General features: G+C 69.9%; 14 protein-coding genes. 8 read left to right on the top strand and 6 right to left on the bottom strand.

From position 1 onward, the window contains the following. Window positions 1-19: 19 nt before the first annotated feature. Entirely contained in the window at window positions 20-778 is a 759-nt protein-coding gene (locus ACFWV3_RS05575; RefSeq protein WP_382408612.1) for an SGNH/GDSL hydrolase family protein, read from the bottom strand. Window positions 779-893: 115 nt separating this feature from the next. Between ACFWV3_RS05575 and ACFWV3_RS05570 the strand changes: the two genes are divergently transcribed. Continuing rightward, the gene (locus ACFWV3_RS05570) at window positions 894-1,796 is read left to right on the top strand and encodes a DUF4142 domain-containing protein (protein ID WP_382408610.1); all 903 of its coding nucleotides are present in this window, start codon (window positions 894-896) and stop codon (window positions 1,794-1,796) included. A gap of 92 nt (window positions 1,797-1,888) precedes the next feature. After that, a complete protein-coding gene (locus ACFWV3_RS05565; protein ID WP_382408608.1) occupies window positions 1,889-3,364 on the top strand; it encodes a DUF1996 domain-containing protein in 1,476 nt (491 codons plus the stop codon). A gap of 443 nt (window positions 3,365-3,807) precedes the next feature. Here ACFWV3_RS05565 and ACFWV3_RS05560 read toward each other — a convergent pair whose 3' ends face one another. The 4 genes from ACFWV3_RS05560 to ACFWV3_RS05545 all read right to left on the bottom strand — a co-directional run bounded on the left by ACFWV3_RS05560 (window position 3,808) and on the right by ACFWV3_RS05545 (window position 6,797). Next, entirely contained in the window at window positions 3,808-4,464 is a 657-nt protein-coding gene (locus tag ACFWV3_RS05560; protein ID WP_382408606.1) for a hypothetical protein, read from the bottom strand. A 119-nt stretch (window positions 4,465-4,583) separates the two neighbouring features. Further along, window positions 4,584-5,756 (bottom strand): non-hydrolyzing UDP-N-acetylglucosamine 2-epimerase, encoded by a 1,173-nt coding sequence (gene wecB, locus ACFWV3_RS05555; RefSeq protein WP_382408604.1) that lies wholly within the window; start codon window positions 5,754-5,756, stop codon window positions 4,584-4,586. 68 nt (window positions 5,757-5,824) lie between these two features. Continuing rightward, window positions 5,825-6,016, bottom strand: a complete 192-nt coding sequence (locus ACFWV3_RS05550; RefSeq protein WP_382408602.1) for an LPXTG cell wall anchor domain-containing protein — start codon at window positions 6,014-6,016, stop codon at window positions 5,825-5,827. A gap of 16 nt (window positions 6,017-6,032) precedes the next feature. Beyond that, entirely contained in the window at window positions 6,033-6,797 is a 765-nt protein-coding gene (locus ACFWV3_RS05545; protein ID WP_382408600.1) for a choice-of-anchor P family protein, read from the bottom strand. Window positions 6,798-7,091: 294 nt separating this feature from the next. On the opposite strand from ACFWV3_RS05545, the gene xrtP reads away from it, so the two are divergent. From xrtP to ACFWV3_RS05515, 6 genes are all read left to right on the top strand, one after another. Further along, window positions 7,092-7,610, top strand: a complete 519-nt coding sequence (gene xrtP / locus ACFWV3_RS05540; protein WP_382408598.1) for an exosortase P — start codon at window positions 7,092-7,094, stop codon at window positions 7,608-7,610. A 44-nt stretch (window positions 7,611-7,654) separates the two neighbouring features. Then, entirely contained in the window at window positions 7,655-8,977 is a 1,323-nt protein-coding gene (locus tag ACFWV3_RS05535) for a glycosyltransferase (RefSeq protein ID WP_382409365.1), read from the top strand. A gap of 100 nt (window positions 8,978-9,077) precedes the next feature. Then, window positions 9,078-9,650: a biotin transporter BioY gene (locus ACFWV3_RS05530; protein ID WP_382408596.1), complete on the top strand. Its 573-nt coding sequence runs from the start codon at window positions 9,078-9,080 to the stop codon at window positions 9,648-9,650. Between the two features lie 10 nt (window positions 9,651-9,660). After that, entirely contained in the window at window positions 9,661-10,323 is a 663-nt protein-coding gene (locus ACFWV3_RS05525; RefSeq protein ID WP_382408594.1) for a hypothetical protein, read from the top strand. 23 nt (window positions 10,324-10,346) lie between these two features. Then, window positions 10,347-11,135 carry a TIGR04222 domain-containing membrane protein gene (locus tag ACFWV3_RS05520; protein ID WP_382408592.1) on the top strand — a complete coding sequence of 263 codons (789 nt, stop codon included), beginning with the start codon at window positions 10,347-10,349 and terminating at the stop codon, window positions 11,133-11,135. A 168-nt stretch (window positions 11,136-11,303) separates the two neighbouring features. After that, window positions 11,304-13,223, top strand: a complete 1,920-nt coding sequence (locus ACFWV3_RS05515; RefSeq protein ID WP_382409363.1) for an ATP-dependent DNA helicase — start codon at window positions 11,304-11,306, stop codon at window positions 13,221-13,223. Here ACFWV3_RS05515 and ACFWV3_RS05510 read toward each other — a convergent pair. After that, on the bottom strand, window positions 13,192-13,788 hold the full coding sequence (locus ACFWV3_RS05510) for a hypothetical protein (protein WP_382408590.1): 597 nt from the start codon (window positions 13,786-13,788) through the stop codon (window positions 13,192-13,194). The genes ACFWV3_RS05515 and ACFWV3_RS05510 overlap by 32 nt on opposite strands. Window positions 13,789-13,800 lie beyond the last annotated feature (12 nt).

The following is a 13,800-nucleotide window of genomic DNA, read 5'->3' as shown; positions in this document are numbered from 1 at the left end:
CCTGAGGAACACGTTCTACTCAGAAGGGCGGCAGCAGCTCCGGCCGGCGCGGCCGGATCACGTCGCCGGACGACTCGCCCCGCACCCGCCTCATCACCCACGGCACGACGTGCTCGCGGGCCCACTTCCAGTCCTCGGCCCTGCGGACGCGGCGGTCGACCGGCGGGGCGGCCTCGAGCACCGTCCTGGCCAGCTCGTGCGCGACGCCGAGCCCCTCCAGCACCGAGATGGCGACCTCGGTGTGCCCGAGGGAGTTGAGGTGCAGCCGGTCCTCCGACCACATGCGACGGTCGCGCAGCTGCCGCATGTTCCACATGTCGACCAGCACGCACGAGAACTCGGCCGCGATCGCGCGCACGTGTTCGTTGTAGATGGCCACCCGGCCGCGCATCTTGCGGAACACCGGGTCGTCGCCGCCGTCGACACCCGTGAAGAGGACGACCCGCGCGCCCGAGCTCACCAGCAGGGCCACGGCCGCGCGGTACGCGCGCATGAGAGCGTCGATGTCCACCTTCGGCCGCATGAGGTCGTTCCCGCCCGCGTAGAGCGAGACGAGGTCGGGCTTCATCGCCAGGCCGAGCTCCAGCTGGTCGCGCAGGACCTGCGGCAGCAACCGGCCCCGCACGGCGAGGTTGGCGTAGGCGAACTCGGGATCGGCGGCACCCAGCACGTCGGCCACGCGATCCGCCCAGCCGCGCACGCCGTTCGGACGGCCGGCGTCGTCGTCGCCCACTCCCTCGGTGAACGAGTCCCCCAACGCCACAAAACGCTTGCTCATGCCCGCGACCCTATGTCTCGCAATCGACCGCGGGTTGCGCGGGGTTTGATAACGGTTCGATAACGGCAGCGTCTCGAACTGAGGCAGGGTCCCATTGCGGGCCGTACTCCCGTTCGTGCGACTCCCCATGGACTTGGCGAAGCCGACGCGACTGATGGTCGCGCTGGCCGGCTGTGCGCTGGCCGTGCTGCTCAACACCGGGGACGCGATCGGCCAGCCGAGCACTCCCTCGGCCCCCGTCTCGACGCCGCCGCCCGGAAGTGCCGGAACGGGCGACGAGGTCGTGCAGACGCAGTGGGGTCCGCTCGGGCCCGCGGACCGGGACTTCATGAACCGGGTCAAGCAGGCCGGGCTGTGGGAGAAACCAGCCGGGGAGAAGGGCAAGGCCAAGCGGGCGGACCAGCCCAAGATCCAGGAGGCGTGCAAGCACCTCATCGAGGGGCACACGCTGCTGGACAACGTCGTGAACCGCGCGGGCGTCCTGCTCGGCCACACGTTGCCCACGGAAGCGTCCGACGAGCAGAAGGGCTGGCTCGCCGAGATGGACGCGGCGGACGGCGACGCGTTCGACGTCGTGTTCGCCAACCGGCTCCGCGCGGCCCACGGCAAGGTCTACGCCTTCGCCTCGCAGATCAGGGCCGGCACCAAGAACGAGCTCATCCGCATCCTCTCCACCCAAGCGATGATCACCGTCTTCGACCACATGAAGGTGCTCGAGGACACCGGCAAGGTCGACTTCTCGAGCCTCGAGTCACCGCAGCCGCTGGCGCCGCCGACGACCACGAACGACACGGCGGCCGCCGACCAGGCTGCGGACGCGTCGACCAACCCGACCGACGGCGTGGTCCCGACCGTGCCGGAAGGCACCCGGTTCACCCGCACCGCGGAAAAGGGCGTGTTCGGGGACAACAACGGTGTCTTCTTCGGCGCGATCGCGGTGCTCGCACTCGCGCTCGTGGGGATGAGACTGATCTCCCGGCAGAAGCAGAAGACGCGGCGGAAATCTCGTTCGTACTGAGAAAACCCTAAAAACAAGCTCCAACCGAGAAATAGCGGCTCACGGCCGTCAGCTTCACCATGCCGTTTTATCGGACTACTACGAGGTGGCAAATGGCTATTCACCGGAGGAAATCCACGATCTGGCTGACGGCCGCCGCGGCCGCGATGGCCGTGGTCGCTGGCGGTGCCGCGGTGGTGGCCATCAGTTCTTCTGATGGCGCCGCGCTCGCCGACGGAGCGGACAAGAGCTTGTTCGTCGACATCACCAAGGTGAAGCCGAACGTCAAAAAGCCAAAACCCGAGAACGACGCCACCACCGGAACGTTCACGGTGAACTGCGGGCGCAACGAGAACGGGCACTTCAACCCGGACAACTTCATCGCGCAGCCCGGCGTCCGCAACGGTGCCCAGCACCTGCACGACTACGTCGGCAACCTCTCCACGAACGCGGACTCCAACAACAAGTCGCTCGCCGCCGCCGGCACCACGTGCCGCAACGGTGACAAGTCCGCCTACTTCTGGCCCGTCGTGCGCATCATCGACGAGGAGGAGGGCGAGGAGGCCGGCGCGGGCCAGGAGGAGCAGACGCCCCCGAAGAAGGACGACAAGGCGCAGCAGGACAAGGACAAGGCCGACAAGGCCGCGGCCAGGCTCGAGTGCCCCGACGTCGCCTCCCTGCTTCCCGAGGACGTGCCGGACGCCGCCCAGCCGGAGATCGACAAGGAACTCGAGAACATCGAGAACGTGACCGCGGAGGCCGAGAAGAAGGTCGCGACCACCAAGGCCCAGGACCGTGACAACGTCATCATCGGCCCGACGCGCGAGAAGCGCGCGGCCATCCTGAACCGGATGATGCTGGCGTTCAGCCGCCAGGGCAAGCAGGCCCCCGACCTGAACCCGGCCGCCGCGTGCGCCGTGAAGGACGCGGCCGCGGGCCAGCAGGGCCTCGACAACGGCGGCGAGAACAGCGACGCCGCGCAGGCCGAGGGCACCGAGAACAAGAAGAACCAGAACAACGCCGAGGAGAACAACGAGAACGAGCTCGAGGGCAACGAGGGCGAGATCCAGCGCCCGGCCGTCGTCGACCTGCAGTTCCGCGGCAGCCCGACCGGCAAGGTCGTCGCGATGCCGAAGTTCCTCCGCATCCTCTACGGCGACGCCAAGGCCGGCCAGAACGGCCCGAAGAACGCCAAGGCCTCCTGGACCTGCACCGGCTTCGAGGACAAGGTCCTGATCGACAAGTACCCGATCTGCCCGCAGGGCTCGAACGTCAAGCGCATCCACGACTTCCCGAGCTGCTGGGACGGCAAGAACATCGACTCCGAGAAGCACCGCGAGCACATCGTCTTCCCGGACGCCAACGGCAAGTGCCAGAACGGCTTCAAGGCCGTTCCCCAGCTGCGCATCTCGCTGACCTACAAGATCCCGCTGGACGTCCAGAAGGACGGCCGCTACCTGGTCGACTCCTTCCCGGAGGAGGAGCACAACCCGCTCACCGACCACGACGACTTCGCGAACGTGATGTCGCAGAAGATCATGAACCGGCTGGTCAGCTGTGTTAACTCCGGTAAGAAGTGCCGTGAGTGATGGTTTGACCTTGTTGGTCAGGTAGGCGGAGTCCCCCGGTGCACCTCCCGCGCACCGGGGGATTTTCGTTTGTGGTTTGGGTTGGGTTGCTTCGGGTGGGCGGGTTCCTGTTTCAAGCGCGGGGCTCTGCCCCGGACCCCGCCAACTGATCAAAGACCCCCCAGCGCCGTGGGCGGGTTGATGGCACGCCTGTTTGTGTTGGGCGGCTTGCTGCTGCGTAGGTGGTGCGGTTCGGGTGGGGTGGTCCCGTCACGAGCCGAGTCCGAGCGAGCCACAAGCAGGAAGGGGTGTCAAACCGCCGAAAAGCGTGGCGGTTTGACACCCCTTCCTGCTTGCAGCGAGTGCTGGGCACGGCTCGTGACGGGACCACCCCACCGGAACCTGGCGTTTCAAGCTTTCAAGACTGCTCGCCTTTGGCTTCGCGTGTGCTCGCCTTCGGCCCGCTACGGGGTTGGCGAGCAGGCCGCGCTGCCCACCGTGATGGTGCCCGTGTAGCCGGACGCCGGTTCGAACGTGATCCTCAGCAGGGTCATGCTCAGGCTGCCGTCGTTCGGCTCCGGGAACACCGTGTCGGTGAACTTGACCTTGGCGAGCACGGTTCCGTTGCTGGCCTTGACGTCGTGCACGTAGCCGGCCGGGATCTGTTGCGGCAGACCCGACCAGCCCGACATGCCCTTGAGCTCCCAGCCCGCCTGCGTGCCCTTGTCGTCGGCGTCGCAGGTGATCGTCCACTCCGAGATCTTGAGGCGCGGGCCCCTCGCCGCGGTGAGCGCGGACAGCTCGAACCCGGTTCCCCTGGCCACGGACTTCGTCTTCGTCAGGAACTCGTCCGGGTTCACGACCTGGGTCGTGCAGGTCGAGCTCGTCTCGCCGATCTTCAGACCGGTCGTGGTCACCGCCGGGCTGGAGCCGGTGACGGTGCCCGCGGCGTCCGGGTTGACGTTGCACACGGCGAGCGGCTCGACCTGGAAGGTCTGGTCGGCCTTCGCGAAGTCGGCCGATCCCGCGGAGGCGGTGCCGGCCGGGTTGGCGGCGAGCGCGGGGGCCGCGGTCGCGAACGCCACCGCGGCCACAGCGCCTGCGATCAGACTCTTGCGCACTGGTGTCCCTGTTGCTCGAATTCCCACGTCCCGATAATGGTTGTGCGGAATGGCATCGCTGACGACTGAGCGCTCATGTCACCCGTTCGGGAAATCGCGATTACCTGACCGAGTGACAATCATCGAACTCCCACCAGGGTGGCGAACGGCTCCCGGCGCGGCAGGGCGGTCGGCAGGCCTGCCAGCCGTTCCAGTGCGGAGCAGACCCGGACCGCGGCACGCCCGTCGCCGAACGGGTTGCGCCCCAGGGGCAGCCGCAGCCGGGAGCCGAGCACCCAGCCCGCCTCGGCGAGGATGCGGGTGGTGTCGGTGCCGACGAGCCAGGCGCACCCGGCGTCGACGGCGAGCATGCGTTCGGTGGTCTCCCGCAGCACCAGCACGGGCACGCCGAACGTGGGCGCCTCCTCCTGGATGCCGCCGGAGTCGGTCAGCACCAGGGCGGCCCGGCGCAGCACCCGCACCAGGTCCGGGTAGTCGAGCGGGTCGGTGACGACGACGCGCTCGTGGCCGCCGAGCGAGGCCACGACCTGTTCGCGCACACCGGGGTTCGGGTGCGCGGGGATCAGGACGTGCAGGTCGGGGTGGCGGTCGGCGATGGCGCGCACGGCGTTGAGCACGCGCATGAGCGGGCGGCCCCACGACTCGCGGCGGTGCACGGTGACGAGCATGAGCCGGCCGCCGGTGGCGTCGAGGCTGCGTTCCAGGGCGATGACGTCCTGGCTGGCGGCGGGGGCGTCGGCGGAGGCGACGCGCTGCACGGCGTCCACGACGGTGTTGCCGGTGACGACGATGTGGCTGTCGGGCAGGCGTTCGTCGTTGAGGGCATTGGCCGCGTCGTCGGTCGGCGCGAGGTGCAGCGACGTGATGCGGGAGATCATCTGCCGGTTCCCCTCCTCGGGGAACGGGCCGTACAGGTCGCCCGTGCGCAGACCGGCTTCCAGGTGCGCCACGGGGATGCCGCGCCAGAACGAGGCGAGCGCCGCGGCCAGGGTCGTCGTGGTGTCGCCCTGCACGAGCGTGACCGCGGGGTCGCGGTCGGCCAGCACGGCGTCGAACTCGGGCAGCAGCCGGGAGACCAGCTCGGCCTGCGTGCCGGTGTCGCGGGGCACGTCCAGCCGCAGGTCCGGCTCCAGGTCGAAGGCGGCCAGCGCCTGCTCGACCATGCCGGCGTGCTGTCCGCTGTGGACGATCGTCGGGCGGAGGCCGGGGTGCCCCCGCAACGCGATGGCGACCGGAGCGATCTTCACTGCTTCCGGCCGGGTCCCGGCCACCAGCAGAACCTCTTTGCTCACCGTTGTCCTCTCCTTGCACGAGCAGGGGAGGTCCGCCCGGGAGTGGGGAGTTCCCGGGCGGACCCTTGTCAGCCGGCTCTGTTCGGCCGGCTCTTCACGACGACCGCCCGACGGCGCTTCCTGGTCGCGTGGACGACGAACGCGCCCACGACGAGGAGCACGACTCCGGCGACGATCCACCAGGTGATGTCGGCGCCGGTGACCGCGAGGGCACCCACGCCCGTACCGACACCGACGCCGGTGCCCGGGACCTTGTACATCCGCCGCTCTCCTCGGTCAGGCCGCGCTGAGCGACGAGCGACGGCGCACCGCCACGAAGGCGACCGGAGCGGCGACGACACCGAGCAGGCCGAGGCCGATCCACAGGCCCGCGCCCGACGCCATCGGGATGGGCAAGGCGGCGGGGCCGCAGGTGGCGGACGAGATGATCACGTCGCCCGAGCCGACGGAACCGAGCACGCCCGGCAGCAGCCTGATGTGGATGGCGTTGACCGTGAGGCTGCCGTCGCCGTTCTGGATCTGCTCGTTGAAGGTCACCTCGGCGATCTTGATCCCGACGAGGCGCGCGTCGAGCTTCGTGTTCGGCGCCGGGGTGGCGCCGACCTGGCCGATGCTGCCCAGGCTCACGTCCGCGAGCGTGGACTTCCCCACGACACCCTGCTGGGTCGCCGTGCACTCCGCCTCCACCAGTCCGGCGGAGATCCTGCCGGTGGCCGCCGCCAGCAGGTCGGCCGTGGCGTCCGCGGTGCTCGCCCGCGAGGACACGGCGCCGGAGCTCTCGTCCCGCGTCGCGGAAGTGTTGATCACACCGGTCTTCAGGATCCCGGTGAGGTCGACGCCGGCGAACGTGTTCTGCGTCGGCCCGTTCGCGTCGGCGGCGGCGAACGGCCCCACGTTGACCGCGGGTCTGCCGAGCAGCGTCACGTCGACCTTCGCGCCGTATGCCGAGGCGTCCCCCGGAGCGGCCGAAGCAGGTGAGGCGACGGCCAGGAGCGCGGCAACCGCGATGACTCCAGCCAGTCCCGTCATTCGGACACGCATGAAACTCCCTCCTTTGTTTCCTCCGCCCCCAGGGCAGGTTGATACCAATCTGGTTCACGCTTTCCGGGGGTGATTACTTACATCGGCGCACTTTCGAGGGACCTGATGGTCACTCCCCGTATCGAGCGATAAACCACTCGACTTGCTCAATCAGAACCACGGATCGTGGATCTTTTTGATCAATTTCAGACCTCAAGTCACCCGATCAGGGAGTGCAGCCTGACGTTCCGTCAACCGATGGAACGGTATGTAGCCCGTCTGGGCGCTCCCTCAACGGCGGAAAAGGATCTTCGGGTGACGCTCACAGTGCGCCGCGCCGCATTCCCGAGCCGGGTGACGGTGATCATCCTGATCGCTCTCGCCGCGGGCCTCGTGTTCGCGCACCGCCTCTACCGCACGGCGGAGATCTCGCTGTCCGGCGCGGTGCTGAGCGTCATCAGCTCGTACGGCGTGCACGTCGTGCCCGACCGCCAGACCGTCTACTTCGGACTCGGCTCGGACACCCCGCTGGGACTGCGGATGACGCCGGAGTGCACCTCCGCGTTCCTGGTGCTGCCGCTGATCGTCGTGGGCGCGGTGATGATCGCGTTGCGCCCGCGGATCCAGTCGCGCGTGCTGTTCGCGCTGGGGATCGCGGCGCTCGCGGTCGTCGTCGTCAACCAGTTCCGCGTGCTCACGCTCGTCGGCCTGGTGCAGTGGCTGGGCGTCGACACCGGGTACTACTGGGGGCACACGCTGCTGGGGTCGATGGTGAGCGTGTTCGGTGGCGCGGCGGCGCTGGTCGCGTTCGTCTGGCTGGCGACGCGCAAGTGAGCCTCGACCTCGTCCTCGGGTTCACCCAGGCGCTCGCTCTGACGATGAGCGTCGCCTTCGTGACGTACGTGTTCTTCATCGTGGTGCCGTACCTGCGGCGCGAGCCCGCTCCCGTCGGCGAGCCGGAGTCGTTGGAGTGGCACTTCTTCGTGCCGTGCCGCGACGAGGAGGCGGTCATCGGCGACACGGTGCGGTACCTGCGCGGGACGTTTCCCATCGCGCACGTGTGGGTCATCGACGACGACTCCGACGACAAGACCGCCGGTGTGGTGCGGATGTTGAAGCGCAACGGCGGCGTGCGCGACCCGCAGCTCCACCTCGTGCAACGCCAACGCCCGTACGCGCGCACCGGCAAGGGCAACGCGTTGAACGACGCCTACCGCATGCTGAAGCTGTGGATGGGCCGACGTGCGGACACCGACCGTGCGATCGTCGTGGTGGTGGACGCGGACGGGCGCCCCGCTCCGAACTGCCTGGAAGTCTGTGCGGCGACTCATCTCTTCGGCAACCCGCGCATCGGCGCCGTGCAGGTCGACGTGCGGATGATCAACGCCGGAACGCCGCAGCCCGGCGTCTCGCGGTGGGCACGCGCGTTCGGCGCCTACCTGGTGCGGATGCAGGACCTGGAGTTCCGCACGGCCATCGCGGCGATCCAGATGTCACGCGGCGCGACCGGCACGATCTCCATGGGCGGCAACGGTCAGTTCACCCGGCTGTCCGCTTTGGACTCCATCGCCGGGCCGACCGGGTCGCCGTGGCGCGGCTCGCTGCTGGAGGACTTCGAGCTCGGCGTGCACCTGCTGACAGCAGGCTGGCACACCGGGTTCTCGTTGGACACGCACGTGAACCAGGAGGCGCTGTACTCGTTGCGCCGGTTCCTCGCGCAGCGGACCCGGTGGGGTCAGGGAACCATGCAGTGCATGCGTTATCTGCGGCGCATCTGGGACTCCGACCACCTGACCACTCTCGGCGCCGCCGAGATGATGTACTACCTCGCCCAGCCGTGGATGCAGCTGCTCGGCACGCTGATCTACCCGATCCCGATGGCGATGATGGCGTACCGGTTCGCGGTGTCGCCCGGCGAGGTGGTGGCGTGGTTCTTCGACGGCGCCTGGATCCTGTTCACCGTCTACGGCGCGTTCGGTTTGCTCCCGTTCGTCCTGTGGGGGCCGGTGTACCGCGCGCGTTGCATGCCCGTCGGCTTCTGGAAGTCGATCGCGTACGGGCTCGGTTACGCGTTGTACATCTACACCTTCTACATCACGTCGTGGCGTGCGCTGATCCGGTTGGTGCGCGGCAACAACGGCTGGACGAAGACGCGGCGCAACGAGGAACGCGTGGTGGGCAAGGTCGCTCTCGACGTGTGAGACGGGCGTGTGTGACCGGTCACTTTGTGGACATCGGACAAAGACGTTCTCGAGTCGGCCTGGTTAACCTCGGTTCACTCGATTCCGCCTGGGAGGGACCGTGACTCTCGCACTCGCGCCTCGTCGCACCGTGCTCGCCGACTTCGTGCCGGGCGCGCTCGTCCGCGACCTGACCCTGGTCGTCGCCGGCGCCGCGCTCACCGGGCTGGCCGCCCAGGTGGCGCTGCCGATCCCGGGCAGCCCGGTGCCGCTGACCGGTCAGACGTTCGCGGCGCTGCTCGTCGGTGCCTCGCTGGGCTGGCAGCGCGGCGCCACGTCGATGCTGCTGTACCTGATCGCCGGGGTCGCGGGCGTGCCGTGGTTCCAGGGCGGGTCGTCCGGTGTCCCCGTGTCGCTCGGCTACGTGGTCGGGTTCGTGTTCGCCGGTGCCCTGGTGGGCTACCTGGCCGGACGGGGTGGCGACCGCACGCCGTTGCGCGTGGTGGGCACGATGGCGCTGGGCAACCTGGCGATCTACTCCGTCGGCGTGCCCTGGCTGATGGCGATGACCGGGATGTCGTTCCCGAAGGCGCTGGCCGTCGGCGTGCTGCCGTTCCTCGTCGGGGACGCGCTGAAGATCGCGCTGGCCGCGGGCCTGCTGCCGGGAGCCTGGGCGCTGCTGCGGCGTCGGTAGCTTGGACCGGGTGATCACGCCTGGGGAGTACTTGGACGTCTTGGACGCGCGCCTGCCCGGTCTCGTGGTGGGCGCGCACGTCTACGGGTCGCGGGTGCTCGACGACGTCGTCGACGGGTCGGACCTGGACGTCGTGATCGAGCTTTCCGCTGCCGCCGAGCTGCCGTCCGTCGACGGCGCCGATGTCGCGGTCGTGCCGGCCGGTTCGTTGGAGAAGCCGGTGTTCGACGTGACTCCGTTGGCCGGTGAGATCACTCCCGTGCTGTGGCAGCAGCTGCGGACCGTCGGTCAGACCGTGCGCGGTGCACGGCCCACATGTCCTGGCACCGCGGCCGATGTCGAGGCGTACTGCCGTGACAACCTCGTCAGCTACTGGAAGCTGGACTTCGACCGCTTTCGCGAGGTGCTGCCCTCGCTGGACCTCGCGGCGCCGATCCCGCGCGAGTCGCTGCTGTGGGTCGGCCTCGGCCCCGCCCGGCTGTGGCACACCATCCGCACCGGCGAGATCATCAGCAAGTCGCGCGCCGGTGAGCTCGCCGCCGCCCGGTGGCCCGACCTGCCGATCCTCGACCTGGTGGCGTCCCGGCGGGGCGCGGACGTGCCGCTGACCGTCGCCCACGCCAAGGCCTCGCTCGACCTGTTCGACCGTATCCTCGCCGACGTAACGTCGTGACCTCCCGAACCGAGGATTCCCCCGTGACGACGCATACCCCGGAAGAGCTGGGCTGCCTGGTCGGCGGCCCGGCCCGCGCCGCCGAGGTCGCCCTGGCGAGACTGGTCGACGCCGGCCTGGTCCGGATCTCCCGCGAGGGCGTGGTGACCGCCGTGCACGCGCAGGGCCGCGTCTCGCCGCTGGAGGGCCAGATCCTGGCGGGCCTGCGCACCGGCCGCGCGCTGCCCGACGTCCTGCGCGCCGCCGCCGCTTCGGCCGAGGCGGAGGGCCTGCGCTCGCACCTGGCGGACCGGGGACTGCTGCGCCACCGCCGCTCGTACCGGCCGAGGCTGTCCCCGTGGCTGAGGCTGGCCGGCTTCGCCCTGGTCGTCGTGGGCGTCCTCGACTCGGTGGCGCCGGGGCTGGTCGCCCCGGTGAGGTCGGTGGTCGGCGGTGACGTGCCGAACTGGGTCTTCTTCGGGGCCGGTGTGGTCCTGCTGCTGTGGTCCACGGTGCTCTCGGCCCGCGACCCCGGCCGGCTGCGCACCAGGGAGGGCTACCTGGCGGCGAAGCGGGCACGGCGCCGGGTGAGCGCGCAGGACCGGTTGGGCGCGGTGGCGGTGCGCGGCCTGCGCGGCCGGGTCGGCGGTGTCGCGGTGGCCGGCATGTTCGGCCTGTCCGCCGCCGCGGTCGCGACGCTGCCGGGACGTGACACGTCGTCCAGCAGCTCGTGCGGCGGTGGGTGCTCGTCGAGCTCGTGCGGGGGCAGCGACGGCGGCGGGGACGGCGGAGGCGGCTGCGGCGGAGGGTGTGGCGGCGGCGGAGGTGACTGAGCCCGGCGCTGTCCCACCCGGCGTTCCCACCGGGTTTCCCACTCCTGGCAGGGACTGTCGGACCTGCCGGGTACGGTCTGTCCCGTGCCTGAAGTTCCCCCCACCCTGAGCCTCCTCGAAACCGCCGTCCACGCCGTCGGCGGTGCGGAGCGTCCTGGTCAGGTGGAGATGGCCGAGGCCGTCGACCACTCGATCCGCACGGGCGAGCACCTCGCCGTCCAGGCCGGGACGGGCACGGGCAAGTCGCTCGCGTACCTGGTGCCGTCGATCCGGCACGCGGTGGCCGAGGACGAGACGGTGGTCGTCTCCACGGCCACGATCGCCCTGCAGCGCCAGCTGGTCGACCGCGACCTGCCGCGGCTGTCCAAGGCGCTCAAGAAGGAGCTCGGGCGCGAGCCCACGTTCGCCATCCTCAAGGGACGGCGCAACTACCTGTGCATGCACCGGGTCCACAACGGCGCGCCCGAGGAGCCGGACGACGCGGCGCTGTTCGACCCGTTCGCCGTCTCGAAGCTGGGGCGTGAGGTCAAGCGGTTGCACGAGTGGTCGTCGGACACCGAGACCGGCGACCGCGACGAGCTGGTGCCCGGCGTCAGCGAGCAGGCGTGGCGGCAGGTCAGCGTCACGGCGCGGGAGTGCCTGGGCGTCAGCAAGTGCCCGATCGGGGCCGACTGCTTCGCGGAGCGGGCGCGGGCCGAGGCGGGCAAGGCCGACGTCGTGGTCACCAACCACGCGATGCTCGCCATCGACGCGCTGGAGGGCTACCAGGTTCTGCCCGACCACGACGTGGTGGTGATCGACGAGGCGCACGACCTGGTCGACCGCGTGACGTCGGTGGCCACGGAGGAGCTGAGCGGCGCGTCCGTCTCGATGGCCGCGCGCAGGTGCGGCCGGCTCATCGACCAGGACGTCGCGGACCGGCTGGCCGAGGCGAGCGACGGGCTCGCGATGATCCTCGAGGACATGCCGGCCGGCCGGCTGGACGCACTGCCCCGCGCGCTGGCGGGCGCGCTCGCCGCCACCCGCGACGCCGCGCACAACTGCGTGTCGGCGATGGGCCCCGAGCGCAAGGAGGACCCGGACGGGGCGACGGCGCGCAAGCTCGCGCTGGCGTTGCTGGAGGAGGTCCACGACTGCGCGGTGCGGATCCTCGAGGCGTTCGACGAGGAGCACGACGTCGTGTGGGTGTCGGGCGACTTCCAGCAGAAGACGCCGACGCTGCGGGTCGCGCCGCTCGGCGTGGGCGGGTTGCTCCGCGAACGCCTCTTCGGCAAGCGCACCACGGTGCTGACGTCCGCGACGCTCACGCTCGGCGGTGCCTTCGACGCCATGGCGCGCCAGTGGGGGCTGCCGCCGTCGGAGAAGGTCCGCAAGATCGAGGGCGCGGCCACCGACAAGGACATCGACGGTCCGAAGTGGACCGGTCTCGACGTCGGCTCGCCGTTCCAGCACTCGTCGAGCGGCATCCTCTACGTGGCAAGGCATCTGCCGCAGCCGGGCCGCGACGGGCTGCCGCCGGAGTACCTCGACGAGATCGAGGGCCTGGTGAACGCGGCGGGCGGCCGCGCACTGGGTCTGTTCTCGTCGACCCGCGCCGCCAAGGCCGCGGCCGAGGCGCTCAGGAACAAGCTCGAGTACCCCGTGCTGTGCCAGGGCGACGACGCGACGGGCCTGCTGGTCAAGAAGTTCGCCGAGGACGAGCGCACGTGCCTGTTCGGCACGCTGTCGCTGTGGCAGGGCGTCGACGTGCCGGGCCCCAGCCTGCAGCTCGTGATCATGGACCGCATCCCGTTCCCGAGGCCGGACGACCCGCTGGCCTCGGCGCGCCAGAAGGCCGTGAACACCCGTGGCGGCAACGGCTTCCTGACCGTCGCCGCCACGCACGCCGCCCTGCTGATGGCCCAGGGCGCCGGCCGGTTGCTGCGTTCGATGTCGGACAAGGGCGTGGTGGCCGTCCTCGACCCGCGCATCGCCACCGCGCGCTACGGCGGTTTCATCAGGGCCTCACTCCCTCCGTTCTGGACGACCTACGACCCTGAGGTCGTCCGCGCGGCGCTCAAGAGGCTGGACGCGGCTCAGACGAAGTGATCCGCTCGACCAGTTCGTCGCGGTAGGCCTGGGCTTCGGCGAGCTCCGGCTCGGTCCCGTCGGCCTTCGTCAACGCGCCTTCGAGGATCTTCAACGCCTGCCGCTCGTCGCCGCGCGCGTCGGCCTGCCGGGCCGCGTTCTCCATGGCACGGGCCAGCGGAGTCGTGGACTCGGGTTCCTGCACGCCTTTGCTGATGCGGATCCAGTTGCCGCCGGGGTCGACGACGGCGAACCCGGTGTACCGGTCGTTGCGCAGCCGCGGCCGGGTCATCCGCGGGATCCCCGAGATGAGCACCTTCCCGTGCACGGCCCGCATCCCCGCCGCGAAGGCCTCGTACAGCGGCCCGGTGTCCTCGACGATGACGACGCACGAGCTGTGCGAGTTCTCGGGCACGTGACCCTCCAGCCCGTAGAAGTGCAGGTTGAAGTCCTCACGCTGCAAGGCGACGTAGGGGTTCGGCCGCGTCTGCCGATAGGTGACCGAGAAGCCGAGCATCTCGTAGAAGGCCGCCATCTCGTCGATGTCGGCACAGGGAAGGAGCGGGATTGTCAGTTCGTTGACCACCGCCCGAAGCTA

The organism is Lentzea sp. NPDC059081 (assembly GCF_042738015.1).
Classification (GTDB): domain Bacteria; phylum Actinomycetota; class Actinomycetes; order Mycobacteriales; family Pseudonocardiaceae; genus Lentzea.
This window is presented reverse-complemented; position numbering and strand designations above follow the sequence as displayed.

Bases quoted from the DNA above. Each gene is read 5' to 3' on its own strand.
- ACFWV3_RS05515 (WP_382409363.1), top strand. From the start codon at position 11,304: ATGGCCGAGGCCGTCGACCACTCGATCCGCACGGGCGAGCACCTCGCC.
- ACFWV3_RS05565 (WP_382408608.1), top strand. From the start codon at position 1,889: ATGGCTATTCACCGGAGGAAATCCACGATCTGGCTGACGGCCGCCGCG.
- ACFWV3_RS05550 (WP_382408602.1), bottom strand. From the start codon at position 6,016: ATGTACAAGGTCCCGGGCACCGGCGTCGGTGTCGGTACGGGCGTGGGT.
- ACFWV3_RS05545 (WP_382408600.1), bottom strand. From the start codon at position 6,797: ATGCGTGTCCGAATGACGGGACTGGCTGGAGTCATCGCGGTTGCCGCG.
- ACFWV3_RS05575 (WP_382408612.1), bottom strand. From the start codon at position 778: ATGAGCAAGCGTTTTGTGGCGTTGGGGGACTCGTTCACCGAGGGAGTG.
- ACFWV3_RS05535 (WP_382409365.1), top strand. From the start codon at position 7,655: ATGAGCGTCGCCTTCGTGACGTACGTGTTCTTCATCGTGGTGCCGTAC.